The following is a 26846-nucleotide window of genomic DNA, read 5'->3' as shown; positions in this document are numbered from 1 at the left end:
CCTCACACCGAAGGAACCCGAACATGACCGACAAGCCCACTGTCCTCTTCGTCTGCATCCACAACGCCGGGCGCTCCCAGATGGCCGCCGGCTATATGACGGCGCTCTCGCACGGCGCGGTCGAGGTGCGCTCGGGTGGCTCCGAGCCCGGCACCGAGATCAACCCGATAGCCATCCAGGCGATGCGCGAAGAGGGCATCGACATCAGCCAGGGCGTGCCCCAGCTGATGACCACCGAAGCCGTGCAGGCATCCGATGTGGTCATCACGATGGGCTGCGGCGACGTCTGCCCGATCTTTCCCGGCAAACGCTACGAAGACTGGGAGCTGGCCGACCCGAAGGGCAAGAGCATCGACGAGGTGCGACCCATCCGCGATGACATCAAGGCCAGGATCACCGCCCTGTTGGCCGAGATCCTGCCCGCCCAGGGCTGAGGCCGCCAGACCCGTTCCGCCGCATCCCGCCCGTCCAACTGCCAGACAAGGAGCACTCATGACCGAGAACGCCGACATCACCGAGCACGTTCGGCAGCGCTACGCGGCCGCGGCCCTGCAGCTCACCGATGTCTCCGCCGCCGCCGGCGAGTCCTGCTGCGTGCCTACCGACCTCGGCAACGGTGAGGTGTTCGGCTCCATTCTCTACACCGGCGGGGAGGCCGCCGAGGTGCCGGAGGAGGCCCTGCTGGCCAGCCTGGGCTGTGGAAACCCGACCGCGGTGGCCGAGCTGCGCGCCGGAGAAACGGTGCTCGACCTCGGCTCCGGCGGCGGCATCGACGTGCTGCTCTCCGCGCGCCGCGTCGGCCCCACCGGATTCGCCTACGGCCTCGACATGACCGACGAGATGCTCGCCCTCGCCCGTGCCAACACGGCCAAGGCCGGCGCGACCAACGTCGAGTTCATCAAGGGTCGAATCGAAGAGATCCCGCTGCCGGCCGAGACGATCGACGTGATCATCTCGAACTGCGTGATCAACCTGTCCGCCGACAAGGGCGCCGTGATCAACGAGATGTTCCGCGTGCTCAAGCCCGGCGGGCGTCTCGGCCTGTCCGATGTTGTCGCAGAGGACCATCTGAGTGCAGAGGATCGCATCCAGCGCGGCAGCTTCGCAGGCTGCATCGCCGGCGCGCTCTCGAAGCAGGAGTACCTGCACACCCTGGCCGAGGCGGGGTTCGTCGACATCAGCGTCGACTACACCCACGAGGTGGCCGCCGAGATGCACGGCGCCATCGTCAAGGCCGTCAAGCCGGCCGGCGGGGCGTGACCCGCCGGCCCTGCGGCGTTACTTCACCGAGCCGCGGGTGACGCCGCTCACCACCCACTTCTGGGCGATGACGTAGACCACCAGCAGCGGGGCCAGTGCCATCAGGTAGGAGGCGAAGGCCACCGGGTAGTTGGTGTTGAACTGGCCCTGGAAGATGAACTGCGCCAGCGGCAGGGTCTGCGCCGACGGGTCGGAGAGCACCACCAACGGCAGCAGGAAGTCGTTCCACGCCCAGACACAGGTGAGGATGCCCACGGTCGCGTTCATCGGGGAGAGCAGCGGGAAGATGACCTTCCAGAACACCCCCCAGGTGCTCGCGCCGTCCAGCCGGGCGGCCTCCTCCAGCTCCACCGGGATGGAGTTGATGTAGGCCACGAAGATGAAGATATTGAACGAGAGCCCGTAGACCGTGTACAGCAGGATCAGGCCCACCGGGGTGTCGATGCCCAGCAGCGCGGTCTCCTTCACCACCGGCAGCATGATGATCGGGAACGGCACGAAGATCGCCGCGAGGAAGTAGAAGTACAACCCCTTGAAGAACTTCTTGTGCATGTTGCGGGCGATCGCGTAGGCCACCAGCGAGTTGGTCAGCAGGGTGAGGAACACCGCGCCGACCGTGATCAGGGCCGTGTTCAGCAGCGCCCGGGGAAAGTTCGTCAGCTGGTAGGCATCCGCGAAGTTCTCCCAGCGGATGCTGGTGGGCAGTTCGAACCCGGTGCCGCCGAGCTGGTCGGGGGTCTTGAGCGCCGTGACGACGGTGAAGTACAGCGGGATCAGCACGGTGAGCGAGCAGACCGCGATCAGGGCGGTGAGCCACCAGTTGGTGCCGCCGTTGCCGCCGTCGAGCCGGCGGCGGGTGCGCGGCGCGCGAGCGGACGCATCCGCATCGGCGGGCAGTGGAGCTGTCGTGTTGGTGAGGGTGTCGGTCATGAGAAGCTCGCCTCCCGGCGCTGCAGAATGCGCAGCTGGAGAAATGAAACGATGATGATGACGAACAGGTAGACCACGGCGTTGGCCATCTGGTACCCGTACTCACCGCCTTGGAAGCCGCCGCGGAAGATCACGAGGGCGATGGATTCGGTGGACGTGCCCGGTCCGCCGGCGGTGAGGGCCACGATCTGGTCGAAGACCTGCAGGAACGACTTGAACGACAGCACCATGTTGATGGTGAAGTACGCGCCGATGAGGGGAAAGGTGATCGACCGGAACCGGCGCCAGCCGCTCGCGCCGTCGATGGCGGCGGCTTCGTAGAGATCGGCGGAGATGGTCTGCAGCCCGGCCAGGTAGAGGATGACGTTGAACGCCGCCGCCTGCCAGACCGTGGTGATGACGATGCCCACCCAGGCGAAGTCCGGGCTGGCCAGCAGGTTGCCGGAGAGCCCCGGCAGGCCCAGCGCGGTGAAGATGGCCGGGAACGAGTTGGCGAACAGGTAGTTGAACACGTACCCGATGATCAGGATCGCCAGCACGTAGGGGATGAAGAACACCCCGCGGAACGCGGCCTGGAACTTGATCTTGGAGTTCAGGCCCAGCGCTATGGCCAGGGCGATCACGTTCACCAGGATGGTGGACACGATGGCGAAGCCGAAGGTGAAGCCGTAGGAGTTGAGGACCCGGTCGTCCTGGAACAGGTTGATGTAGTTCGAGAACCCGACCAGGTCCCAGGTGCCATAGCCGGCGTAGTTGGTCAGGCTGAAGAACATGCCGCTGAGCACCGGGATGGTGTGCAGGGCGAAGAAGATCACGACGGCCGGCACCACCATCCAGTAGAAGGTGCGCGGGGTGCGGGCGATGTTCGACCTCAGCCGAGCCGGTGTGCCGGGTGACGCGGCGGGCCTCTTCGCCCGCGTGGCAGTGGCGGTCATGCTCACTTCCCCTGTCTCTGTGTGGTGGTGCGGGCGGCGACCTTGTCCCATTCGGAATCCAGGTCGGCCAGGAAGGTCTCGGTGTCGCCGGTGATCACCAGCGTCTGGAGCAGGTTCACCAGCGGCACGGCCGCCGGAATCTGGTGGTCGATGAAGCCGATGATCTTGCCGGCGCTGAAGTACGGCTCGAGTCCGGCCAGGGCGGGGTCGTTGTTCGGGGCGGCATCCAGGAGCGGTGAGAAGGTGCTCTGCGCTTCGGAGTACGCGGCCACGACGCCCGGCGACATCAGGTAGTCGACGAACTTCTGGGCCTCAGTGGCGTGCGGGGTGTTCCGGCCCACCATGATGCCCACGTCGACACCGGAGACCACGACGCGCGCGTCGGCGTCGTCGGTGACCGGGTAGGGGAAGGAACCGATGGCCGCGTCGGGGTTGTTGGCGCGGATGGCCGGGATCGCGTAGGAGCCCTGCAGGTACATCGCCGATTCACCGTCGGCGAAGGCCTTGTTGCCGGCGTTGTAGTCGCGGCTGGCGAAGTTGTCCTGGCAGTAGTCGAACAGCGTCACCTCCTTGTCGGCGGCGGCGGCGAAGTCCTCCGCGAACGAGACCGTGGCGGTGCCGCCGGTGCTCTCCTCCCGGAGAGTGTCGAAGAAACCGTCGGGCATCAGCGTGCCGCCGAGGTTGACGAACGCGGGCGAGGCCGTCCAGGAGTCCTTCAGGGTGCAGTAGAACGGCGAGATCCCGTTGGCCTGGAAGGTGTCGGCGGCGGCGATGAGCTCGTCCCAGGTGGTGGGCACCTCCACGCCGTTCGCGGCGAAGATGTCGGGGTTGTAGAGGATGCCGCTGGCGTTGCTGGCGAACGGCAACGCGTTCACCTCGTCGGCGCCGTCGGCCGAGCAGGTGCCCAGGGACTGCACGATGTCCTGCACGGCCGGGTTCACGGTCTCGGCCACGGGGTCGCCGCTGAGATCGGCGAAGATGCAGGCCCGGGCGAGCTCGCCGTAGTTGCCGTTGACGTTGAGCGTGAGCACGTCGGGCACCTTGTCTTTCACCAGCAGGGTGCGGATGGCGGTGTCCGGGTCTGGCACCGAGTTCTGGATCACCCTGATGCCGGGGTTCTCGGCCTCGAAGTCCTCGATGATGGCGGTGAAGTTTCCGACCGCTTCGGGCTTGAACTGGAAGAAGTTCAACGTGACCTGGTCGTCGCTGCCGGCGGGTGCGCATCCGCTCATCACGACGAGGGCCGCGGCGGCGACCAGCACTGCGGCGGCCCGTTTGGGCCGGGAATGGGGCCTGGTTCGGGGGGATTTCATGGCGCCTCCTTGCGCTTGATCCGCCGGAGCGGGGGTTAAACGGACGTGATCTGGAAAATCGCGAGATGTTCGGGGAAGAGCACCGGCCCCTGCAGGCCGATCGAGCCGAGGGCCCGGCCGGTGAGGATGATCGGCTGCTCGGCCCAGACCAACGGGGACTGGCCATTGCCGATGCCGGTGAACTCTCGGTTGACCAGGGTCACCAAGTACCGGGTGTCGTCGTCCAGGCCGGGAAAGCGCAGCGGCCCGACCGGGTAGGCGGCGCTGGTGGCCACCAGGCTGAAGACGAACATCGCTTCGCTCCGGTCGGCGGCGACCACGCCACGCAGGTCCACGGCCGGGTCGGCGTGGTCGACGTGCACCGAGGTGCCGGTGTGGAAGAGCGCACGGTTGGCCTTGTAGAGGTCGATCCAGCCGATCAGCTCGGCTTCGTCGGCGTCGGAGAGTGCAGCGATGTCCCACTCGATGCCGAGGTGGCCGAACAGGGCGACGCCCGCACGCAGCGACAGGTCGTGCCGGCGGCCGGTGGAGTGCGACTCCGGGCCGCTGATGTGCGCGCCCATCAGTTCGTAGGGCACCAGCAGGCCGGTGTACTTCTGAATGGTGAGGCGTTCGATCGGGTCGATGCAGTCGCTGGTCCAGATGCGGTCGGTGTGGTCGAGGATGCCGAGGTCGACCCGGGCTCCGCCCGAGGCGCAGCTCTCGATCTCGAGGCCCGGGTGGCGGGCCTTCAGCTCGTCGAGCAGGGAGTAGAGGGCAACGACGTTGTCATGCACCGCCGGGGCGCCGGTGCGGGTACTGCCGGCGTCGACGAGGTCGCGGTTGTGGTCCCACTTGAGGTAGCCGATCGGGTATTCCGCCAGCAGGGCGTCGAGCCGCTCGAGCAGGTAGGCGTACGCATCCGGGTGGGAGAGATCGAGCACCTGCTGCTGGCGGCCCTCCACGGGCAGCCGGCCGGCCGCCTGCAGCAACCAGTCCGGGTGCGCCCGGGCCAGGTCGGAGTCGGGGTTGACCATCTCGGGTTCGACCCACAGGCCGAACTGCATGCCGAGGCCGGTGACCACATCGATCAGCGGGCCGAGGCCGTCGGGCCAGACGTCGGCGTCGACGTACCAGTCGCCGAGGCTCGAGGTATCGTCGCGGCGGCCGTGGAACCAGCCGTCGTCGAGCACGTATCGTTCGACGCCCACCCGGGCTGCGGACTCGGCCAGAGCGGTAAGACGGCTGAGGTCGTGGTCGAAGTAGACGGCCTCCCAGGTGTTGAGGGTGACCGGGCGCGGTGTGCGCGGGTGCACGTCGCGGGCGCGCAGCCGGGTGTGGATGCGGGCGGAGAGTTCGGTGAGGCCGTCGCCCCAGGAGGCGATCACGGTCGGGGTGCTGTAGCTGGCGCCCGGGGCGAGGCGGATCTCGCCGGGGGCGAGTAGTTCTCCGGCCTGCAGGAAGGCGGAGCCGGTGACGAGTTTCTCGGCGGCGAGCCGGTAGTTGCCGCTGAAGGCCAGGTGCACGGCGTGCACGAGGCCGCGTTCGAAGCCGAAGCCGGGGGTGCCCGCGGCCAGCAGCAGGGTGGCGTCGGCGCCGGGGCGGCCCTTCCGGCTGTCGCGCTGGTGCCGGCCCTGGGTGAAGGCGTGCCGCTGCGGCGAGCGTTCGCGCAGGTGCCGGCCGGTGGTGTCGAGGATTTCGGTAGCGCTGACGGGGAGCGGCACCGTGATGCAGAGGTCGTTCAGCTCGTAGACGTCGTCGCCGGTGTTGGTGACGGTGATGCTCTGGCTGAACACGCCGGCGGCATCGATGGCGAGGATGGCGTGCACGGCGAGGTGGCTGATCTCGTCGACGGCGTCGATCGCGAGGGTGGCCGGGGTGTTCACGAATTCCGTGGCGCGCAGCGCGGGGGAGAAGAAGTGGCCCTGGCGGCTGCCGGTCAGGCCAGGGGTGCCCTGCCAGCCGTTGGACTCCTGCGGCAACACGGTGAGCCGGGCCGGTTGGTCGAGCCCGCCGGAGACCCGCTGCGCCCGGGTGGCCCGGGCGACGTCGCCCAGCTCCCGATCGGAGAGGTCGCCCTGGTCGGCGCCCCAGAACAAGATTTCGGGCATCCCGTCTCCGACAAGGTCGACGATGACGCTGGTTCCGCCGTTGCGGAGGTGGGTGACGGTGCTGTCGTGGTGCATGTCTTATTTCTATATTGCAAGGAACTGGCTTGTCAAGCGCGGCGAATAACGGGTTTGTCTCGCTAAATCCGCCGCATTCGGCGCTTGTTTAGTCCACATTGCAATAAACTGGGGCTGATCCGGACCTTCGCCGGCACAGCGCAGGCGAGCGGTATCCTGATCGAATCACCGCCCTGAGAGCCCGTCGGCTCCCGGGCACACCGTGTCGGCGCTGACTGAAGAAAGTTGCCCAGCCCATGTCATCCCTCGAGGCCGCCGAGCGCCGGTACCGCAGCCCGTCGAGCGAGCTGGCGCGTGAGGTCCTCATTCACGGGCCGATTCTGCGCAACGTGCTGGCGCAGCGGTTGGGTCTCTCGCTGGCCACCCTCACTCGCCTGGCCCGCCCCCTGCTCGACGGCGGCCTGCTGGTGGAGATGACCGAGCAGTTGGACGGTGCCCTCGGCCGCCCGGCGAAGCCGCTCGATGTGCGCGCGGATGCCCGCCAATTCCTGGGCGTGAAACTCACCGGAGACACCGCAGTCGCCGTCACCACCGACCTGCGCGCGTCGGAGGGCCGCCGGGCCGAGCGCCCCCTGCCCAGCCATGACCTCGCCGACGTCGTGACGGTGATCGTGGAGTTGGCCCGCGAGCTCGCGAACGAACAGGAGTTCTCGGCCATCGGCATCAGCGTCGGCGGGCAGGTCTCCGACAATCGCGTGGTCGACCGCGCCCCGTTCCTGGGCTGGCGCGGGGTGCCGTTGGCCGATGCCGTGGAGGCCCAGCTGGACGTGCCGGTGATCGTCGAGAATGACGTGGTGGCCCTCGCTGCGGCGGAGCACTGGTTCGGCCTGGGCCGGGGCTTCTCCAACTTCGCCGTGATCACCGTGGGCGCCGGTGTCGGCTACGGCCTCGTGATGCACGACCAGGTGGTGAGCACCTCGGAGGCCGGGCTCGGCCTCGGTGGCCACTTCCCGCTGGACCCGAATGGCCCGCTCTGCTTCCTCGGCCACCGTGGCTGCTCCACCGCCATGCTCACCATCCCGAGCATTCGCGCCCAGGTGGAGGTGGCCCTGGCCAGGCCCGTGACCTACACCGAGGTGCTCGAGCTGGCCGAGAGCGGCAATCCGGTCGCGCTCGCTGTGCTCAGCGCCGCCGGCACCGCCCTCGGCCGGCTGATCGCGGCCGTGGCCAACCTCGCCATGGTCGAGCACGTTGTGCTGGCCGGCGAAGGCCTGGGATTCCTGGCGGTGTCACGGAGTGCCATGGACGCCGCGATCCTGGCCGATCGTGACCCCGACGCGCGCCCGCTGGACGTCGTCACCGACGCCAGTGGCTTCATCTCCTGGGCCCAGGGCGCCGCAGCCGTCGCCATCCAGCGCACCATGGACACCCTGGCAACCAGCCTGTGACGGTTCCCGGGGCGGTCGCATCCGCCGACATTGTTACCGTTTTGTGTTCAATTGTTGACCACAACACCAAACTGCTGCACTCTTAATCACATGCCTGTGCGCCAACGAAAGAACCCAGGTTCGCAGAGCGCCCTTCGACTGTCGAACCAACAACGAATCCTCTCCAACCTGGTCTCTTCCGGGCCGACCACCCAGGCGGACATTGCCCGCAGCACTGGGCTGTCCACCGCCACGGTGTCGAACATCGTCAAAGTCCTGGTCGATCGAGGCCTCGTCACCACCTCACCGACCACCAGTTCGGGCCGGCGCGCCCAACTGGTGAGCCTGTCATCCACGGACAACGCCGTCGCGGTCGGAATCGACTTCGGGCGCCGGCACGTGCGGATCATCATCGCCACCCTCGACTACCGGGTCATCGCCGAAAAGGAGATCGAAATCCCGCTCGGCTACACCGCGGCCGAAGCGCTCGATATCGCGGCCAACCTGCTCACCTCGACCCTCGGCCAGGCCGGGGTGCAACGCACGGCAGTGCTCGGCATCGGTGTCGGCGTGCCCGGTCCCATCGACCGCCGCACGGGCTCCGTCGTCAAGGGCGCCATCCTGCCCGAGTGGGTCGGATTCACGGTGGGTATGGCAGAGGAGATCTTCGAGCTGCCGGTGTACCTGGAGAACGATGCCAACCTCGGTGTGCTGGCCGAGGCCACCTGGGGCCCGCACGGCGGAACCCCCACCGTCGTCTTCGTCAAAGTGGGCACAGGGATCGGGGCAGGCCTCATTCTGGACGGCAAGCCCTACAGCGGGAATATCGGCCTGACCGGGGAGATCGGTCACACCCCTATCCATGAGCACGGGCTGCTCTGCCGCTGCGGCAACCGCGGATGCCTCGAGACGGTGGCCTCGACGACCATCATGATCGAGCTGATCTCGCGCACTCTCGACCGGCCCGTGCGCACCCGCGAAATCGTGCGAATGGCGCTCGACGGAGACGACCTGGCCATCCGGGTGGTCGAGGATGCCGGCCTGGCCGTTGGCCGGTCGATCGCCGCGATCGCCAACCTCGTCAATCCGCACACCATCATCATCGGCGGCCCGCTGACCGATCTGGGCGAGATGCTGCTGCGGCCGGTGCGGCTCGGCCTCAAGAAATACGCCGTGCCAATGATCGTGGAGACCACGGATGTGGTGATGTCTTCCCTGGGTGAACGAGCCGAAGCGCTCGGCGGCGCGTCTCTCGTTCTGCAGCAGTCGGGGATCACCTCCACCGTTAGCTGATCGTTGCAATGCTTGCGTTAATAAGTTAGCCACAACAGGAGTAGTGTGTGGCTCCTGAGCAGGGCTACAAAAGCGTGGTCCTGTGCGACGAGGAGGTCACACGTGGAGACGGGTCGAAACACGCACCCCACCATCCTGGAGATGCGGTCCATCACCAAGGAGTTCCCGGGCGTCAAGGCCCTCGATACCGTTTCACTCACCGTCAAGGCCCGCGAGATCCACGCGATCTGCGGCGAGAACGGTGCCGGCAAGTCGACCCTGATGAACGTGCTCTCCGGTGTCTATCCCTTCGGCACCTACGACGGTGACATCGTCTACGAGGGCACTGTCGTGCGGTTCCGCGATATCAAGCAGAGCGAGGCCGCGGGAATCGTCATCATCCATCAGGAGCTCGCCCTCATCCCCGAGCTCTCGATCACCGAGAACATCTTCCTGGGCAACGAGCCCGGTCGGCACGGTGTCATCAACTGGGTCGAGGCCCAGCGCCGGGCGATCGAACTGCTCGCCCGGGTCGGACTCGATGACGACCCCGACACCCAGGTCAAGAACATCGGGGTTGGCAAGCAGCAGCTCGTCGAGATCGCGAAGGCCCTCAACAAGAACGTGAAGCTGCTCATCCTCGACGAGCCCACCGCCGCACTCAACGAGAGCGACTCCCAGCACCTGCTCGACCTGATCCTGGGTCTGAAGGGCAAGGGGATCTCGTCGATCATGATCTCCCACAAGCTCAACGAGATCGAACAGATCGCGGACCAGATCACGATCATCCGTGACGGCAAGTCCATCGAAACGCTGGATGTGAAGGCCGACGGTGTCGACGAAGACCGCATCATCCGCGGCATGGTCGGGCGCACGCTGGGCAATCGGTTCCCCGAGCACACGGCCACCATCGGCGAGGTGTTCTTCGAGGTGCGCAACTGGACCGTGCAGCACCCGCTGACCACCGAGCGCCTGGTGGTGAAGAACTCGAGCTTCACCGTTCGCCGCGGCGAGGTCGTCGGGCTGGCCGGGCTCATGGGTGCGGGCCGCACCGAGCTCGCGATGAGTATCTTCGGGCGCTCCTACGGCAAGTTCATCTCCGGCCAGGTCTTCAAGGACGGTGAGGAGATCAAGCTGCGCACCGTCGCCGAGGCGATCGGCCACGGCATCGCCTACGTGAGCGAAGACCGCAAATCCCTCGGCCTCAACCTGCTCGACACCATCAAGCGCTCCGTCGTCTCGGCGAAGCTCAGCAAGATCTCCCGCGGCAGCGTGGTGAACGACACGGCAGAGGCGCAGGTCTCCGAGGAGTACCGCAAGAGCCTGCGGATCAAGACGCCCACCGTGGAGGAAGGCGTCACCAAGCTCTCCGGCGGAAACCAGCAGAAGGTCGTGCTGGCGAAGTGGATGTTCACCGACCCGGACCTGCTGATCCTGGATGAACCCACCCGCGGCATCGACGTGGGGGCCAAGGCCGAGATCTACCAGATCATCCGGGACCTGGCCGCGCAGGGGAAGGGCATCATCATGATCTCCTCCGAGCTGCCGGAACTCCTCGGCGTCTCCGACCGCATCTACACGATCTTCGAAGGCAAGATCACCAACGAACTCCTCGTCGCCCAGGCGGACCCCGAAACCCTCATGCGAAGCATGACCTCGTCCTCACAGAAAGTAGTCGCGTAATGAGCGCACCCGAGACCGACCGAAGCAGCGGATTCCAGATCCGTGACCTGAAGAAGCTGTTCGGCGGTGGAGGCTCGCTCAAGCAGTTCGGCATCCTCGGCGCCCTCGTCGTGATCATCATCATCTTTCAGGTCTGGACGGGCGGAAAGACGCTGCAGCCCGGCAACATCATCAACATCGTGCAGCAGTACTCCTACATCCTGATCCTCGCCATCGGCATGGTGATGGTGATCATCGCCGGCCACATCGACCTCTCGGTAGGGTCGGTCGCGGCGTTCACCGGCATCATCGTGGCGCTGGCCATGAAGGACTGGAACTTCCCCTGGTGGGCCGCGATCATCCTCGGCCTCGTCGTCGGCGGCCTCATCGGCGCCTGGCAGGGTTTCTGGGTCGCCTACGTCGGTGTGCCGGCGTTCATCGTGACCCTGGCCGGCATGCTCATCTGGCGTGGCGGCAACCAGTTCATCGGCGACTCCGCCACCGTGCCAGTCGACACCGGGTTCCAGGTCATCGGCAAGGGCTACCTCCCCGAGTTCGGGCCGAACTTCGGCGTCAACAACGCCACCATGCTTCTCGGCATCTTCGTCGTGCTGGTGCTCATCGGCCTCGAGATGCGGGGGCGCCGCACCCGCAAGGTGATGGGAGCATCCGCAGCCCCGGTCTGGATCAGCGTGCTGCGCGTCGTCATCCTCGGCGGCGTCGTGTTGGTGGCCGCCTACCTCTTCGCCACCGGCCGAGTCGGCACCAGCTTCCCGGTCTCCGGAATCATCCTCGCCGTGCTGGTGGTGGCGTACTCGTTCCTCACGAACAAGACCACCATCGGCCGCCACATCTACGCAGTCGGCGGCAACAAGCACGCGGCCGAACTGTCGGGCGTGAACTCGAAGCGGGTCAACTTCTTCGTGATGATGAACATGTCGGTGCTGGCGGCACTGGCCGGCATGATCTTCGTCGCCCGGTCGCAGGCCTCCGGCCCGTTCGACGGCACCGGCTGGGAGCTCGACGCGATCGCCGCGGTGTTCATCGGCGGCGCGGCCGTCTCCGGCGGCATCGGCACAGTTGCCGGCTCCATCATCGGCGGGCTCGTGATGGCCGTGCTGTCCAACGGTTTGGCGCTCAAGGGCATCCAGTCCGACCTCGTGCAGATCATCAAGGGCCTCGTGCTGCTGATCGCCGTCGGCGTCGACGTCTTCAACAAGTCGCAGGGCCGACCGTCGATCATCGGCTTGATGACGCGCAACCGGAGCGGCCAGGGCCCGACCGATGACGCCATATCCGCCCAGGTCACGCCGGGCGGCGGCACTCCCGACACCGCCGTGCCCGCTGACCTGCCCCGCTAGCTTTCACCCACTGATAACAACCCCGGAGAATCAGCTCCACTCCCTGCACCACACACAGAAGAAAAGAAAGAGATCCCAATGAAGAAGATCCTTCTTGCTACGACCGCTGTCATGGCAGTGGCCGCACTCGGCCTCACCGGCTGCGCCTCCGACACCGGACGCGGCGCCGCGTCCGGCGGCGACGAGGCCGCCAGTGGCTTCCCCGCCGACTCGCTCGTCGGCGTTGCTCTCCCCGACAAGACCAGTGAGAACTGGGTTCTCGCCGGCAGCCTCTTCGAAGATGGGCTCAAAGAGGCCGGCTTCGAGGGCGACGTGCAGTACGCCGGTGCCAGCAACGCTGTCGCCGACCAGCAGCAGCAGATCTCGACCATGGTGACCAACGGGGCGAAGGTCATCATCATCGGCGCCAAGGACGGCGCCCAGCTGGGCACCCAGGTCGCAGACGCCGAGGCCGCCGGTGTGACGGTCATCGCGTACGACCGCCTCATCCTGAACACCGACGACGTGGACTACTACGTCGCCTTCGACAACTTCAAGGTGGGTCAGCTCCAGGGCCAGGCTCTCCTTGACGGCCTGGCCGCGAAGTTCCCCGACAAGACCACCTACAACATCGAGCTCTTCTCCGGATCGTCGGACGACTCGAACTCCGCGGTGTTCTTCGACGGCGCCATGGACGTGCTCCAGCCGAAGATCGACGACGGAACGCTGAAGGTCGTCTCCGCCCAGACCGAGATCAGCCAGACGGCCACCGATGGCTGGAAGCCGGAGAACGCCCAGCGCCGCATGGACACCCTCATGCAGGGCACCTACCAGACCGAGGCCGTCGATGGCGTTCTCTCGCCGAACGACACCCTCGCCCGTGCCATCATCACCTCGGTGAAGGATGCCGGTCAGGCCGAACTGCCCGTCGTGACCGGTCAGGACTCCGAGGCTGCCTCGATCCCGCTGATCATGTCTGGCGACCAGTACTCGACCATCTACAAGGACACCCGCGCCCTGGTCAAGGAAGCCATCGCCATGGCGACTGCCCTCCAGGCCGGTGACGAACCCACCGTCAACGACACCGAGTCCTACGACAACGGCAACAAGATCGTGCCCGCCGACCTGCTCACCCCGGTCATCGTCACGAAGGACAACGCCGCTGAGGCGTACGCCGAGAACCCCGAGCTGCTCGCGCTCACCAAGTAGCACCCGCCAGATCCACGCAGAAGGCCGGTCGACCCCAACGGGTCGGCCGGCCTTTGCTGTGCCGGACGATCTGACCGGAGGCGCCCATCCGACGCTGCACGGAGTACCGTAGCCCCATGGTTGAAATCGGGGTTTCCAGTTCAGGTTTGGTGCGCAAGTTCGTTGGCAAGCCGCGGATCTGGGTTGGTGCAGTCTGGTGCAGCATCGGGCTGGCCTGGATTCTCCTCGCGGTGTGGGGAGAGCCGACTCCGAGCCGGATCGTCCTGGGGGCCATCTGGCTCCTGCTCGGAATCCTCCAAGTAGTTGTCGCCCTGCTCGACCGGAAGAACGGGCGAGGGTTCTATCAAACGGGGGCGGTCGACGAGACCGGCGAGCAACACTAGACCGTTAGTTCCCGCGGTGTGCTGACCTGGGCTGGCTCAGTGCGGCGAGTGAATACCGGCCAGCACTGCGGCCAGCAGGCTGATCCGCTCCCAGATCGACTCGACAAGAATGTGCTCACTGCGGGCGTGCGCACCGCCGCCGCGCGGGCCGAAGCCGTCGACGACGCCGAGGTCCGACGCCCCGAGCAAATTGGTATCGGCGGCGCCTGCGGCGGGCGCCTGGCCCATCCGGGCATGGTCGTGAGAGCCGCCCGCGCGCGCCGCGTCGATGTCGGCGATCAGCGACGCCAGGGTGAGGTCCGCGGCGCGGGGCTTCCAGGCCGGCCGGTGGGAGAGCCGGGTGACCGACACCTCGGCCCGTGGGCGAATGGCGGTGAGCGCCTCGATCTCGCCGAGAACCTGGGTCTCGATCTCGAGGTCGGAGAAACGGAAGCCCAGCAGCGCGTTGGCGGCCTCGGCCACGACGTTGGCCTGGCCTGGGGCGGTGATGCCGCCGAGGTTGTAGAGCACCGTGGCGCCCGGCTGCTCGGCCGCGCGCCTGGTCGCTTGCGCGGCAATCTCCCGCACCCGCAGGAGTTGGTCGAGGATTTCCTCGGTGGCTGAGACGCCCTTCTCGGGATCGAGGGCCGCGTGGGCGGGAATACCGGCCACGGCCAGGTTGATTCTCGTGCTGCCCAGCCTGCCCACCTTGAGGTCACCATTGGGTTGCGGGGATTCGAACCCGATGGCCGCGGCGCAGCCGTCGGCCGTGGCAACGAGCAGCTCGCTGGAGCTGGGCGAGCCGATCTCCTCGTCGGCGGTGACAATGATCCGTACCGGGCTGTGATCGACGCCGCTGCTGCGGAGGAGTTCCAGGGCCTCCTCGATCACGACGAGTCCGGACTTCATGTCGTAGACCCCCGGCCCGGTGATGCGGACGCCGTCGCTGGTCCAGGGCACCTCCCCGGCGAGGGTGCCGACCGGCCAGACGGTGTCGGAGTGCCCGACCAGCAGCACAGCGCCGGCCGCGGCGCCGGCACCCCGGCCGGGGAAGTCCGCGACCAGGTGGGTGCCCGCCTCCATCGGGTGCAGCACCACGGTGCCGCCGAGCAAGGTGTAGCGAGCCGCGAGAACGTCGACGAACTCCCGGCTGGCCTCGGTCGCTCCGGTGGGCGTTTCCCGCTTCACATAGGCCTCGAGGGCGGTCAGCGCGCGCGCCTTGGTCGCGTGGTCGACAACAAAAGGATCGGTCGAAGCGGTCACGCGCAACTCCTGGTCGTCACCGGCGCTCGGGCAGCTGCCGTAAAGATATGATACCTATCATTGACTGTAGTGGCCGGAATAATGTCTGTCATGGTTAACACGCACGCAATATAGGATGCCTATGATTGGCATCGAGACGCTGCCGGTTACGCCCGGTCGTTTCCGGCCTATTTTCACACTCGCAAAGGAACAACACCATGGGTGACCTGCAACTCACCGTGCAACCCACCCGGTCACGCCACGTGTTCGGCCAGGCCAGCAACCTGTACGCCCGCGTCTTCGGCTACACCTCGAGCGACCACACCCTCAACCCCAAACTGCTGTCGGCGATCGTGGGCAACGGCGGCGCCGCTGTGGCCGCGACCACCCCCGACGGTGACCTGGTGGGGTTTGCCTACGGCTTCGTCGGTTTCGACGCCGGCGCATCCTTTCTCTACTCCCAGGCCGCGTTCATCGACCCCGCCTACCAGGGCAAGGGCATCGGGCGGCTCCTCAAGCATGAGCAGGCCATCGTCGCGGCCACCGCCGGACTCGCCTCGATGCGGTGGGCGTTCGACCCGACCCTGGCGCGGAACGCCCACTTCAACCTCGACGTGCTCGGTGCCCGCGGGGTGCGGTTCGCGCCGAACTACTACGACGAGAACTACTCCGACCGGTTGATCGTGGAGTGGTCACTGGCCGCCGACGTCACCCCGAACCGAGCCGCGCCCATGCCTGCCGCCCCCGCACCGGAGTTCCCCGCGGTCGACCTCGCCGCGTTGGCCGAGACACCGCCCGCGCACTGGGGCCGGCCGGCCGGCAGCGGCGACGTCATCCATGTGCCGATCCCGTCGGACAACCCGGCGACCAGCCTGAATCCGGCTCTGGTCGCGGAGTTGCGTGCCACTGTCGCCGAGACCTTCGCCGAACTGTTCGAGCGCGGGTATGTCGCCGAATCCTGTGTGCGGGTCGATGCCACAACCGCCGCCTACACGTTCGTTCCGGCGCCGGCCCGCGCCTGGCATCCGGCGCCGTGCCGGGACCTGGCCGAACGATGACCGCGGCCAACGACGCCCTCGTCAGCCCGGAAGACCGGTACGCCGCCCGGTTGCAGAAGAAGTCGTCCGCCTCGGTGCTGCGCGCGCGCATCGTGGAGAGCGAGAAGAAGAACCTCGCCGAAACCTTCGCCCACCTCGGCGAGGACGACGCGCTGGTGCGCGCCCCGGCCCGCATCGTCGCCGCCCGCCGGCGGTACGTTCTCGGCGCGGGCAAGTCGTTCGCCTACGCCACCCTCTTCGCCTGGGACCTCTCGGCCGGGCTCTCCCAGGTGCTTTTGATCGACGAGGCCGCGGTGCGCTCGATCGAGGTGCTCAGCGACGTGCGCCCGACCGACGTGTTGGTGGTGTTCTCGTTCCGGCGCTACCAGAAGCAGAGTGTGCTCGTGGCCGAACGGTTCGCCGCGGCCGGCGGCACCGTGATCGCCGTCACCGATTCCCCCACCGCCCCGGTCGCGGCCTTCGCCACCGAAACCGTGACCGTGCCCACGTCGAGCGCCTCGTATGCCGACTCGCCGACCGCGGTGGCGGCCGTCATCCACCTGCTCAGTACCCTGAGCATCGCCAGTTCGAAGGGCGCCCGGCGCCGGTTCGCCGAACGGGAACAGCTCAACCAAATCTTGAACAGCTACGTGGAGTGACCCGGTTGACCGCCAGAACAGAAGGAGCACGATGAAGGTAGTGGGAGTTTCCCTGTTCGTCACCCGGTTGCCGCTGGTGCACGGGTTCGAGACCAGCTCGCATCGCAAGAGCCACCTCGACCACATCCTGGTGCGCCTCACGGATGCCTCGGGTGCGGTCGGTTGGGGCGAGATCGCCTCGGCCAGCGACCCGTTCTACTCCTCGGAGACCGTGGACACCGCCCTGCTGGTGGCGCGGAAGTACATCGTGCCGGCGATCATCGGCCACGAGTGGGAGACGCCGGCCGACCTGGCCACGACCTGGGCACGCATCCGGGGTCACGAATTCGCCAAGGCCGGGTTCGATATGGCCGCGTGGAGCCTGTACTCCGGGATGCGCAACGAGCCGCTATCGGTGACCCTGGGTGGTACCCGCACCGAGGTTGCCGCCGGGGTGTCGCTCGGCATCGAGGCGTCGATCGACGCCCTGCTGGCCGAGGTCTCCCGCCACGTCGACGCCGGTTACCGCCGGGTGAAGCTCAAGATCAAGCCCGGTTGGGATATCGAACCGGTGCGCGCGGTGCGGGCCGCGTTCCCCGAGCAGGACGTGCACGTGGACGCGAACGGCATCTACCGTGACACCGACGAGACCACCGCCCTGATGCGGGGCCTGGACGAGTTCAGCCTGAGCATGATCGAGCAGCCCTACGGGCCGCGCGACTTCGTGGCGCACGCCAGCCTGCAGGCCAAACTGGCCACGCCGATCTGCCTCGACGAGGGCGTGGTGGATCTCGACGACATCGGCACGATGATCGCGCTCGGCGCCGGGCGCATCCTGAACATCAAGGTCTCCCGCATGGGCGGCCTCACCGTGGCGCTCGCCGCGCATGACCTCGCCCGCGACGCCGGCATCCCGGTCTGGTGCGGCGGGATGCACGAGTTCGGTGTGGGCCGGGCGGCCAACGTGGCCCTGTCGTCGCTGCCCAACTTCAGCTACCCCTCCGATGTCTCGGCGTCGGAGAAGTACTACGCCAGAGACATCATCTCGCCGCCGGTCACCGCGACCGACGGCATGGTCACCGTGCCCACCGGGCCGGGGCTGGGCCACGAGGTGTTGGCCGCCTGGATCACCGAGAACACGATCACCCACGAGCACTACGGAGAAGAGCGATGAGCGTTTCAGACCAGCACGGCACGACCACAGGCGCCCAGGTGCTCTTCATGTTGGCCGACCCCACCACGACCCCGGCCGACGCGGATGCGCTGGCCGCGGCCGTGCACCCGGCCGACCCGTCCGCGCCGCAGGTCTCGGTGCTCGACCTGGCGGTCACCCGCGGTGACGGCATCTTCGAAACCCTCGACGCCATCGACGGCTACGGCCAGGCCCTCGAACCGCACCTGGCCCGGCTGGCGAACTCGGCCCGGTTGCTCGACCTGCCGGCGCCGTCGCTGGAGCTGTACCGCGAGGGCATCCGCCAGGCCATCGAGGCATCCGGTCACCCCCGCCTGTCGGTGAAGCTGGTGCTCACCCGCGGCGTCGAGGGCGCCGGCATCTGCACGGGCTGGGTCTACGCCGAGCCGGTGCCCGACTTCAGCATCGCCCGCACCGAGGGCGTGACGGTGGTGACCCTCGACCGCGGCTACAAGCACGACGTGGCCCAGACCTCGCCGTGGCTGCTGCAGGGGGCGAAGACCCTCTCCTACGCGGTGAACAAGTCGGTCTACCGAGAGGCCGAACGTCGCGGCGCCGACGATGTGATCTTCATCAGCAGCGACGGCTTCGTGCTCGAGGGCCCGACCTCGACTGTGGTGCTGCAGTTCGGCACCCACCTGGTCACCCCGTCTACCGACCAGGGCATCCTCGCCGGCACCGCGCAGGCCGCGGTGTTCGAATTCGGCGAGGCCAACGGGTTCACCACTGAGTACCGCACCGTCACCCCCGACGAGCTGCTCGCCGCCGACACGGTCTGGCTCGCCTCCAGCGTGCGCCAGATCGTGCCCGTGGTCGCCATCGACGGTACGCCCCGCGGTTTCGACACCGCCGTGCACACCGCCGCGCTCGACTACCTGCTCGCCCGCCGCAGCTAGCCTCGCCCCGCCGCATCCATCCACCACCCCACCCGGTGAGCGGAGGAACAGACGCGGAGAAAACAGGGGCTAGTAGAACTCGACGGTGTCCACCCGGTTGCGCAAGGGGGCGCCGTCGAGGAAGCGGGTGGCGTTGTCGGCGAAGAGCTCGGCGATGCGGCGTTCCTCACCGGCGTCGAGTGCGGCGGTGTGCGGGCTGACCAGCACGTTCGGGTGGTCCCAGAGCGGGCTGCCGGCGGGCAGGGGTTCGGTGGCGAACACGTCCAGCGCTGCGAATCCGACCTGTCCGCTGGTGAGCGCGTCGAGCAGGGCGGCCTCGTCGATCACGGTTCCCCGGCCCACGTTCACGATCGTGACGCCGGGTCGCGCGGCGGCGAACACGGCCGCATCCAGCAGGCCGTCGGTGGCGGTGGTGCCGGGCAGCGAGACCACGATCGCATCGGCACGGGCGGCGGATGCGGCGAGGTCGTCGATGGAGACGTACTCGTCGACATGCTCCACCGTCTTGGTGCTGCCGGCGCGGCGGGTGCCGATCACGTGCATGCCCAGGGCCGAGGTGAGCCGGGCGATCTCGCGGCCGATGCCGCCCAGTCCCACCAGCAGCACGGTCTGGTCTCGCACCTGCCCGAGCGCCCAACGGCCGGGCCAGACGTGGTCGCGCTGCTGGGCTTGCAGCCGGGGCAGCTGCTTGGCCCCGGCCAGGATGCCGAACAGCGCGAACTCGGCCAGCGGCCCACCGTGCACACCGGCCGAGGTGGTGAAGGCCACCCGCTGCAGGTCGCCGGGGCTGAGATCGGCCGCCTTCACCTGGGCGCCGCCGCCGGCCGCCATCAGCTGCACCCAGCGCACGCGCGGGTTGGCCGCCACGGTGCGGGCGAGCGCGGCCGGGTCCACATCGGGGATGCCATAGAGCACCTCGGCCGAGTCGACCAGTGCCTCGAACTCGGCCTGCTGGCCGGGGGTGCGCCGAAACGCCGGGTCGCCCTGGTAGTCGGCCGGATGCCGCATAGGCGGCAGCAGGGACTGGTCGCGCACCAGGTCGATGCGGGGTTCGGCCTGTTCGATCAGCCGGCAGAGCTCTTCGGCCAGCGGGGATGCGACGACGACCCGCAGTCGGTCGGAAGCGGGGGCATCGGAACGGGTGGGGGAGTCGGTCATGGGAAGCCCTCTCTGGCTGGGTGCGGTTCCAGCGTAGAACGCGAACCGGCCCGGTCTCCTCACGGAGGCCGGGCCGGTTGGGTCAGAACGGCAGGGAGCGCAGGTCAGCGCCCCGAGTGATCGGCGCTGTCGCCGGAGGTGTCTGGCACCGTGATCAGTCCGGTACGAGTCGAGAGCACCGCATCCGCTGTGCCGTGGGCACCCGCGGCGAGGGACTCGTCGAGCATCTCCATGTGCAGCGACTGCTCACCGTCGGTCTTGTCGATCCGGGTGGCCAGGGGCTTCTCGACCACGAACATCAGCAGCACCGCGGCCACCAGAACGAGCGGCACCATGAGCAGGAAGATCGGCGCGAGGGCGTCGTTGTAGGCGTTCACGATTACCGTGCGGGCGGCGTCGGGCAGCGCGGCGACGAGCGCCGGGGTGAGCGAGTTCGTTCCGGTCTCGCCGGTGCTGCCGGCGGGCAGGTTCGAGGAGAGGATGTCGGTGAGCCGGGAGACGAACAGGCTGCCAACGATGGCGGCGCCGAGCGACGAGCCGATCTGGCGGAAGAAGTTGTTCGAGCTTGTGGCGGTGCCCACGATGGCCTGCGGGAAGGAGTTCTGCACGACCAGGGTGAGGATCTGCATCGACAGGCCCAGACCGAAGCCCATCACGGCGAGGTAGGCGCACATGATCCAGATCGCGGTCGAGGCCGTGAGGGTGGAGAGCAGGAACAGGCCCAGCGCGGTGACGAACATGCCGATGATGGGGATCAGCTTGTACCGGCCGGTGTGCGACACGATCTGGCCGGAGCCGATCGACGAGATCAGCAGGGCGCCCATCATGGGGATCATCAGCAGGCCGGCATCCGTCGCGCCGACGCCGGTGACCATCTGCAGGTAGGTGGGCATGTACGCCAGGGCGCCGAACATGGCCACACCGGTGATGAGGCCGGCCGAGGTGGTGAGGTTGAAGTTGCGGTTCTTGAACAGCTTCAGCGGGATGACGGGCTCCGCGGCCCGGCTCTCGATGAAGACGAACAGGCCGGCGAACACCACAGTGCCGATGATCAGGCCGATGATGACGGGGGAATCCCAGTCGTAGGTGTTGCCACCCCAGGTGGTGAAGAGCACCAGGCTGGTTGCAGCGAGGGCGAGCACGATCATGCCGGGGTAGTCGATCTTCGGCTTGGTGAAGGCGCGCTTGGGCAGCTTGAGGAAGAAGATGGCCGAGGCGATGGCGAGGATGCCGAGGGGAAGGTTCATCCAGAACGCCCAGCGCCAGCCGGGTCCGTCGGTGAAGTACCCGCCGAGCAGCGGGCCGGCGACACTGGAGACGGCGAAGACCGCGCCCATGATGCCGGAGTACTTGCCGCGCTGGCGGGCGGGAACAACGTCGGCGATGATGGCCAGGGCCAGGATCATCAGTCCGCCGCCACCGAGGCCCTGCACGGCACGGCCGGCGATGAGGGTGCCCATCGAGTCGGCGAGGCCGCCCATGACGCTGCCGACCAGGAAGATCGAGATCGCGCCGACGAAGAGCCATTTGCGCCCGACGAGGTCACCGAGCTTGCCGTATACCGGCATCACGATGGTGGAGGCGAGGATGTAGGCGGTGGTGACCCAGAGCATGTGCTCCACGCCGTTGAGCTCGCCGACGATGGTCGGCAGGGCGGTGCTGAAGATGGTCTGGTCGAGCGAAGAGAGCAGCATCGCCACCATCAGGCCGGCGAAGACCAGCAGCACGCTGCGGGTTGACGGACTCCCCTCGTCGAGAGGGGGTTTGGGTTCAGCGGTTGTCATTTCAGTTTCTCCAATACGGTACGAAGCGTCGTGATCGAGCGCTCGTAAGATGTGCGGGGGTCGGCCGACAGCGGCCCACCGGTCTGGCTGGTGTCGCTGGCCCACTTCTTCATGCTCATGCGCACGGTGGCCAGGCACACGCCCAGGATGATGCGGGCCTCCTCGAGGCGGTCGGCCTCGGTCTCGGCGGCGAAGCGTTCGTCGCTGGCGAGCCAGCGCGCGACGATCTCACTCAGCCGGTCTTCGAGTGCGGCAACCCGCACCATCTGGCGCACCATCAGGTGCGGGTACTTGCGCAGCACGTCGCGCTTGAGCTCGGACTTGGTGCGCTGGGCGCCGCTGGCCTCGAACAGGGCGTGGATGAGGTCGAAGGCGGCGAGGAAGGGATCTCCGGCGTAGTCGCGGGGTTTGTCGAGCTCGGCCGATGCGGCCACCTCATCGATGCCGAGGACGGCGTCTTCCTTCGAGGGGAAATAGTTGAAGAAGGTGCGGGTCGACACATCCGCGCGCTCGCTGATGGCATCGATGGTCACGGCGTCGAGCCCGTGCTCTAGCACGAGCTCGGCGGCGGCGATGTGGATGGCTTGGGAGGTCTGTTCGCGCTTGCGCTCGCGCAGCCCCACGGGTGGGGAGGTGCTCATGCATTAATTCTTGCACGACGTGCAACTATGCGCAACTGCATACTTGCGCGCTGCGCAAGAAGGTAACTACCGCGGGAACGCGGCGCCGCGTTCGATCTCGTGGGTGCGGAGTTCCCGCAGGGCGCGCAGGTGCACCCCAGCCCAGGAGCGGAAGGGGCGCCACGCGTCCGCGACGTCACTCGGCGCAAGCTCGGCGCCGTACTTTTCAACGATTTCCGCGCTCAGCCGGCCCTCCGTGTGGGGGAAGACGTCGGGGGCGTTGGCTCCGCGAATGAGCACAAGCTCGGCCGCGAACGGCCCCAACCCGTGGACCGACTGGATCTGCTCGAGCGCCTCGCCCGCCGGTAGGGCCCGCAGGCTCGGCCCGTCGAGCACCCCGGCCAGGGCGGCGTCGGCCACGGCGTGCAGGTAGTCGGCCTTGCGGCCGGGCAGGTCGAGGGTGAGGCCGCGCAGCACCTGCGGTGAGGGAAAGGCACCGTCGGCACCTAACCGGCTGGTGAGGTCGCTGGACAGCCTGGCGGCCTGGCTCATGCGGATGCGCTGGGAGAGCACCGACCAGGCCGCCGCCTCGTAGGGTGAATGGAATCCGCACGGCCGAAGCCCCGGCAGCAGGCGCTGCGCCTCCGCGATCACGGGGTCGCGCCGGCCGACCGCCGGCCAGTCCCGGGCGTCGATGTCGAGGGAGACGAACCGCCGCACCTGTTCGGTGGCGGCCTCGAGATCGCCCGGGCCGGTCACCGAGATGCGGGCGGTGTCGCCGGCCTGGTGCACGGTGGCCTCCACTCGTTGCCAATCGGCCTCGGCAAGGAACACGGTGTGGAGGTGACCGCCGGTCTCGTTCGCCGGGAGCGCGGCCGGCGCGAACCCCTCCCAAAACCGCCGGCTGGTGGCCAGCGACCAGGGGCCGAGTACCTCGTGGAACGTCTCCATGATCGTCGTGCTTACGCGCGGTCGTGCAGGGTGATCTGGTAGCCGTCGGGGTCGGCGAAGGTGAAGGTGCGGCCGAACGGGCCGTCGATGGGCGTAGAGGTGATGGTGACCCCCGCCGTGAGGAGGGCGTCGTGGATGTCCTGGGCATCCGGGGCATGCAGCCAGACGCCCACGCCGAAGCCCAGTTGGCCCACCGCGTCGAGGTCCACTCCGGGCAGGGCTCCGCGCACGGCGAACGCGGCGGGCTTGGTGTCGAAGACCACGGCGTGGGGCGGACCGGCCTGCCGGGTGAGTCCGAGGTAACGCTCGTAGAAGGCTGCGGAGCGCTCGATGTCGCGTACCTGCAGGGAAATGAAACCGGGGCCGGAAGCCGTCATGAGAATTCTCTTTCGTCAGTGTCAGTAAGTTGACATGTAGAGAGTATGTCAGAATGCTGACATGAGTCAAGAGGATGCGCAGATCGAACTGGAGACATCGGTGGGCTACCTGCTCAAGGAGGCGTCGAGCGCACTGCGCTCGGCAATGGAGGCGGTGCTCCGCCCCCTCGGCATGAGCGTGACGCACTACTCCTGCCTGGAGCTGCTCGCCCAGCGGCCGGGCCTGTCCAACTCCGAGCTGGCTCGCGGCGCCTTCGTCACCCGGCAGTCGATGAACGTGCTGCTGCAGGCGCTGGAACGCGACGGGTTCGTGTCCCGGCCCGACCAGGCCGCAGAGGGCCGAGCACTGCCGACCCGGCTCACCGAGCTGGGCCGCAGCCGGCTGACCGTGGCCAGCGCGGCGGTGCGCGGGGTGGAAGACCGGATGCGGTCGGGCCTGGATGCTGTCGAGCGTGAGCAGTTGCGCGCGCTGCTGGCCCGGTGCGTCACCGCCCTGACCGACCCGGCCAGCGATCCGGCCGCGCCGCGCTAGTCGTGCCGCTGGTCTAGCCTTGCACCATGGCGACCCTGGGCAGATACCCGAAAGGCGTCGCGAAGCGTGCCGAGATCCTGGATACTGCTCTCGCGCTGGTCGCCCGGCAGGGCTTCCACCAGACCTCGGTGCGGGATATCGCCGATGCCGTCGGTCTCACGTCGGCCGGGCTGTTGCACTACTTCGAGTCCAAGGACGACCTCTGGGTGGCCATCCTGCGCACCCGGGACGAAGTGGATGCGGCCAAGGATCCGAATGACCCCGACCCGGCGGCCACCTACGCGGCACTGATCCGCCACAACGCCGAGGTTCCCGGGCTCGTGCAAATGTTCGCGAACCTGTCCGCCGCCGCGGCGACCGACCCGGCGCATCCCGCGCACGCCTACTTTCGGGAACGCTACGCGCACTCCCGGAAGACGATCGCGGCCGGGCTGACCCGGATGCAGGCGTCCGGTCGGCTCGACCGGTCGGTCGACCCCGAGATGTTCGCGTCGATTCTGATGGCGGTCAGCGATGGCATCCAGGTGCAGTGGATGTTCGACGAGACCCGCGACATGGGGGAGCACGTCGAGGCCCTGATCGCGCTGGCCCGCACCGGGAGCCGTCCGGCCGAACCGGACGGCCCCGAGGAAGACCCGCGCGGTTAGAGCGTGGCCGTGGCGGGGTTCCAGTCCTCCGGCAGGGGAACCGGCTTCGGGATGCTCGAGGGCACGTCGACGACTTGACCGGTCTCGGCGGCCGCCGAGACGGCCAGCAGCACGTCGAGCACGTGCGCCGCGACGGCACCGCTGGCCCGCTCGGGCACCCCGGCACGGATGGCGCGGGCCAGGTCGAGCACTCCGGAACCGCGGCCGTAGGTGGAGCCGGTCGCCGGGATCGTGGTCGGCTCGTCGTGGCCGAACCGCCACAGGGTGGAGTCGCCCTCAAAGGTGTTCGGGTCCGGTAGCACCAGGGTGCCGTCGGTGCCGCTGATCTCCACGAAGCCCGCCCGGGGGAGGGCGTTCTGGAAGCTGAAGGTGGACTGCGCGGACTGCCCGCCCTCGAACGAGATCACCGCGGCGTGGTGGGTGGGCACCTGCACCGGGAACTCGACACCCGCGCGCGGGCCGCTGCCGATGGTGCGCACGGCCTGGGAACGCGACGAGACCGCGCCGACCCGGCTGGCGGAGCCGAACGCGTGCACCAGGGTGGTCACGTAGTACGGGCCCATGTCGAAGAGGGGACCTGCGCCGAGCGCGAAGAGGAATTCGGGATTCGGGTGCCAGGCATCCGGACCGGGAACGTGGAACATGGTGGTCGCCGTCAACGGTTCACCGATGTCGCCGCGCTGGATCGCTCGCATGGCGGTCTGGATGCCCGCGCCCAGCACGGTGTCCGGTGCGCAGGCCACCCGCAGTCCCGCGGCGCTCGCCGCGGCGAGCAGCGCCGCCCCGGAGTCGTGATCGAGGGCGAGCGGCTTCTCACTCCAGACGTGCTTGCCCGCGGCGATGATCCGCTCACCCACCTCGGTGTGCACCGCGGGAATGGTGAGGTTGACCACGATCTCGATGTCGTCGCGGGCGAGCAACTCGTCGACCGTGCCGTGGCTTGCCACCCCGTATGCCTCCGCCTGCGCCTGGGCGCGAGCGAGGTCGAGATCGGCGACGAAGAGCACCTCCAGGTCGGCGAACGCCGTCATGTTCTCCAGGTAGGTGCCGCTGATGACGCCGGCGCCGATCACGCCGACGCCGACGGGTCCGGTGCGCGTCACTTGTCGTTCTCCGCAAGCCAGGCGAACGATGCGGCAATGCCCTCGAAGACGTCACCCGCGTAACCGTCGAATTCCACCACGCGCAGGGCGTGCGGCGCGGCGGCGAGAATCGCGGCGACCCCGGCCTCCCCGCTGCCGGCGGGCAACTGGCTCTTGAAGGCCGCATTGAGTTCGGCGGGAACGTCGAGGGCGCTCTCGGCGCTCGGCAGGGAGGTGGCGATGGCACCCTGGATCGGGCCGTCCTTGATGTGCAGGAACTGCACCCGGTCGCCGAGCCGGCGTAGCAGCTCAGGCGTGTCGGCGCCGCCGACGGTCGACCAGAAGGTGTCGAGTTCGAGGGCGACCTCCGGCGAGAGCCGCTCGACGAAGAGTTCGTAGATGGCCCGGCCGTCCACCTGGTTCGAGAACTCCCAGTTGTGGTTGTGGTAACCGAACCGCAGGCCTTCGGCGGCGGCCTTCAGCTGCAGCTCGTTGACGCGGTCGGCGATTCGGGCGGCGTCGTCAGCGCTCTGCCAGCGCTCGCTGGGCACGAATGGGTCGATGACGGTGCCGATGCCGAGCTGCGCCGCGGCAGCGAAAGCGCGGGCCGGGTCATCGGAGTCGATCACGGGGGCGTGGCCCGACGGCGCCGTGATGCCGGATGCCGCGAACGCACGCTGGTACTCATCCGCCCGTTCGATGAAGGCATACGGCTCCACCTGGGTGAAGCCGATTTCGGCGATGCGGGCCACGGCGCCCTGCAGGTCGGCGGAGATGGCATCCCTCACCGTGTAGAGCTGGACCGAGGGTGTGCTGGACATACTTGCTCCTTTGGAAGTGATGGTTATCTGCAGTGACAAACCTAACGCCGTTCG

Annotated in this window: 26 protein-coding genes; 14 read left to right on the top strand and 12 right to left on the bottom strand. The window is 67.8% G+C overall.

The window, feature by feature from the left end; genetic code table 11:
• Positions 1-23: 23 nt before the first annotated feature.
• Together CTB96_RS02335 and arsM are read left to right on the top strand one after the other, a co-directional pair.
• On the top strand, positions 24-434 hold the full coding sequence (locus CTB96_RS02335) for an arsenate reductase ArsC (protein WP_110125306.1): 411 nt from the start codon (positions 24-26) through the stop codon (positions 432-434).
• A gap of 58 nt (positions 435-492) precedes the next feature.
• Positions 493-1260 (top strand): arsenite methyltransferase, encoded by a 768-nt coding sequence (gene arsM, locus CTB96_RS02330; RefSeq protein ID WP_110125305.1) that lies wholly within the window; start codon positions 493-495, stop codon positions 1258-1260.
• 18 nt (positions 1261-1278) lie between these two features.
• On the opposite strand, the gene CTB96_RS02325 is transcribed toward arsM, so the two are convergent.
• From CTB96_RS02325 to CTB96_RS02310, 4 genes are read right to left on the bottom strand one after another with little or no spacing between them, the layout of a single operon-like run.
• A complete protein-coding gene (locus CTB96_RS02325; RefSeq protein ID WP_110125304.1) occupies positions 1279-2190 on the bottom strand; it encodes a carbohydrate ABC transporter permease in 912 nt (303 codons plus the stop codon).
• Positions 2187-3125 carry a carbohydrate ABC transporter permease gene (locus tag CTB96_RS02320; RefSeq protein WP_110125303.1) on the bottom strand — a complete coding sequence of 313 codons (939 nt, stop codon included), beginning with the start codon at positions 3123-3125 and terminating at the stop codon, positions 2187-2189. Before CTB96_RS02320 ends, CTB96_RS02325 begins: the two co-directional genes overlap by 4 nt.
• 2 nt (positions 3126-3127) lie before the next feature.
• Positions 3128-4438 (bottom strand): ABC transporter substrate-binding protein, encoded by a 1311-nt coding sequence (locus tag CTB96_RS02315; protein ID WP_110125302.1) that lies wholly within the window; start codon positions 4436-4438, stop codon positions 3128-3130.
• Positions 4439-4473: 35 nt separating this feature from the next.
• Complete coding sequence (locus tag CTB96_RS02310; RefSeq protein ID WP_110125301.1) at positions 4474-6603, bottom strand: alpha-galactosidase; 2130 nt, start codon at positions 6601-6603, stop codon at positions 4474-4476.
• 236 nt (positions 6604-6839) lie between these two features.
• Between CTB96_RS02310 and CTB96_RS02305 the strand changes: the two genes are divergently transcribed.
• The 6 genes from CTB96_RS02305 (at position 6840) to CTB96_RS02280 (ending at position 13836) form a co-directional block, all read left to right on the top strand.
• Positions 6840-7991, top strand: a complete 1152-nt coding sequence (locus tag CTB96_RS02305; RefSeq protein WP_110125300.1) for an ROK family protein — start codon at positions 6840-6842, stop codon at positions 7989-7991.
• Positions 7992-8081: 90 nt separating this feature from the next.
• Positions 8082-9263, top strand: a complete 1182-nt coding sequence (locus CTB96_RS02300; RefSeq protein ID WP_110125299.1) for an ROK family transcriptional regulator — start codon at positions 8082-8084, stop codon at positions 9261-9263.
• 141 nt (positions 9264-9404) lie between these two features.
• Positions 9405-10925, top strand: coding sequence for a multiple monosaccharide ABC transporter ATP-binding protein (mmsA, locus tag CTB96_RS02295; RefSeq protein ID WP_110125889.1), 1521 nt, complete (start codon positions 9405-9407; stop codon positions 10923-10925).
• Between the two features lie 38 nt (positions 10926-10963).
• Positions 10964-12265 carry a multiple monosaccharide ABC transporter permease gene (gene mmsB / locus CTB96_RS02290; RefSeq protein ID WP_110125888.1) on the top strand — a complete coding sequence of 434 codons (1302 nt, stop codon included), beginning with the start codon at positions 10964-10966 and terminating at the stop codon, positions 12263-12265.
• Positions 12266-12343: 78 nt separating this feature from the next.
• The gene (locus CTB96_RS02285; protein WP_110125298.1) at positions 12344-13453 is read left to right on the top strand and encodes a substrate-binding domain-containing protein; all 1110 of its coding nucleotides are present in this window, start codon (positions 12344-12346) and stop codon (positions 13451-13453) included.
• A gap of 116 nt (positions 13454-13569) precedes the next feature.
• Positions 13570-13836, top strand: coding sequence for a hypothetical protein (locus CTB96_RS02280; RefSeq protein ID WP_110125297.1), 267 nt, complete (start codon positions 13570-13572; stop codon positions 13834-13836).
• Between the two features lie 36 nt (positions 13837-13872).
• Here CTB96_RS02280 and CTB96_RS02275 read toward each other — a convergent pair whose 3' ends face one another.
• Positions 13873-15078: a M20/M25/M40 family metallo-hydrolase gene (locus CTB96_RS02275; protein ID WP_110125296.1), complete on the bottom strand. Its 1206-nt coding sequence runs from the start codon at positions 15076-15078 to the stop codon at positions 13873-13875.
• A gap of 197 nt (positions 15079-15275) precedes the next feature.
• Here CTB96_RS02275 and CTB96_RS02270 point away from each other — a divergent pair, with 197 nt between their 5' ends.
• From CTB96_RS02270 to CTB96_RS02255, 4 genes are read left to right on the top strand one after another with little or no spacing between them, the layout of a single operon-like run.
• The gene (locus CTB96_RS02270; RefSeq protein WP_110125295.1) at positions 15276-16115 is read left to right on the top strand and encodes a hypothetical protein; all 840 of its coding nucleotides are present in this window, start codon (positions 15276-15278) and stop codon (positions 16113-16115) included.
• Positions 16112-16753, top strand: coding sequence for a MurR/RpiR family transcriptional regulator (locus tag CTB96_RS02265; RefSeq protein ID WP_110125294.1), 642 nt, complete (start codon positions 16112-16114; stop codon positions 16751-16753). The genes CTB96_RS02270 and CTB96_RS02265 overlap by 4 nt, the downstream gene beginning before the upstream one ends.
• A 31-nt stretch (positions 16754-16784) precedes the next feature.
• Positions 16785-17906: an o-succinylbenzoate synthase gene (gene menC / locus CTB96_RS02260; protein WP_110125293.1), complete on the top strand. Its 1122-nt coding sequence runs from the start codon at positions 16785-16787 to the stop codon at positions 17904-17906.
• A complete protein-coding gene (locus tag CTB96_RS02255) occupies positions 17903-18820 on the top strand; it encodes an aminodeoxychorismate lyase (RefSeq protein WP_219993196.1) in 918 nt (305 codons plus the stop codon). The genes menC and CTB96_RS02255 overlap by 4 nt, the downstream gene beginning before the upstream one ends.
• Positions 18821-18889: 69 nt before the next feature.
• On the opposite strand, the gene CTB96_RS02250 is transcribed toward CTB96_RS02255, so the two are convergent.
• The 5 genes from CTB96_RS02250 to CTB96_RS02230 all read right to left on the bottom strand — a co-directional run bounded on the left by CTB96_RS02250 (position 18890) and on the right by CTB96_RS02230 (position 23710).
• Positions 18890-19978, bottom strand: coding sequence for a D-2-hydroxyacid dehydrogenase (locus tag CTB96_RS02250; protein ID WP_110125292.1), 1089 nt, complete (start codon positions 19976-19978; stop codon positions 18890-18892).
• Positions 19979-20082: 104 nt separating this feature from the next.
• Positions 20083-21762, bottom strand: a complete 1680-nt coding sequence (locus CTB96_RS02245; RefSeq protein ID WP_110125291.1) for an MDR family MFS transporter — start codon at positions 21760-21762, stop codon at positions 20083-20085.
• Entirely contained in the window at positions 21759-22403 is a 645-nt protein-coding gene (locus tag CTB96_RS02240) for a TetR/AcrR family transcriptional regulator (RefSeq protein WP_219993195.1), read from the bottom strand. The genes CTB96_RS02245 and CTB96_RS02240 overlap by 4 nt, the downstream gene beginning before the upstream one ends.
• A gap of 66 nt (positions 22404-22469) precedes the next feature.
• Positions 22470-23333 carry a DNA-3-methyladenine glycosylase family protein gene (locus CTB96_RS02235; protein ID WP_110125290.1) on the bottom strand — a complete coding sequence of 288 codons (864 nt, stop codon included), beginning with the start codon at positions 23331-23333 and terminating at the stop codon, positions 22470-22472.
• Between the two features lie 11 nt (positions 23334-23344).
• Entirely contained in the window at positions 23345-23710 is a 366-nt protein-coding gene (locus tag CTB96_RS02230) for a VOC family protein (protein ID WP_110125289.1), read from the bottom strand.
• A gap of 61 nt (positions 23711-23771) precedes the next feature.
• Here CTB96_RS02230 and CTB96_RS02225 point away from each other — a divergent pair, with 61 nt between their 5' ends.
• Positions 23772-24242, top strand: a complete 471-nt coding sequence (locus tag CTB96_RS02225) for a MarR family winged helix-turn-helix transcriptional regulator (RefSeq protein WP_110125288.1) — start codon at positions 23772-23774, stop codon at positions 24240-24242.
• 26 nt (positions 24243-24268) lie between these two features.
• Positions 24269-24889: a TetR/AcrR family transcriptional regulator gene (locus CTB96_RS02220; protein WP_110125287.1), complete on the top strand. Its 621-nt coding sequence runs from the start codon at positions 24269-24271 to the stop codon at positions 24887-24889.
• On the opposite strand, the gene CTB96_RS02215 is transcribed toward CTB96_RS02220, so the two are convergent.
• The gene (locus CTB96_RS02215; RefSeq protein ID WP_110125286.1) at positions 24886-25992 is read right to left on the bottom strand and encodes a Gfo/Idh/MocA family protein; all 1107 of its coding nucleotides are present in this window, start codon (positions 25990-25992) and stop codon (positions 24886-24888) included. The two genes, CTB96_RS02220 and CTB96_RS02215, sit on opposite strands and share 4 nt — an antisense overlap.
• Positions 25989-26792 (bottom strand): sugar phosphate isomerase/epimerase family protein, encoded by an 804-nt coding sequence (locus CTB96_RS02210; RefSeq protein WP_110125285.1) that lies wholly within the window; start codon positions 26790-26792, stop codon positions 25989-25991. The genes CTB96_RS02215 and CTB96_RS02210 overlap by 4 nt, the downstream gene beginning before the upstream one ends.
• Between the last annotated feature and the right edge of the window lie 54 nt (positions 26793-26846).

The sequence above is a fragment of the Cryobacterium arcticum genome, assembly GCF_003185895.1.
GTDB lineage: Bacteria > Actinomycetota > Actinomycetes > Actinomycetales > Microbacteriaceae > Cryobacterium > Cryobacterium arcticum.
This window is presented reverse-complemented; position numbering and strand designations above follow the sequence as displayed.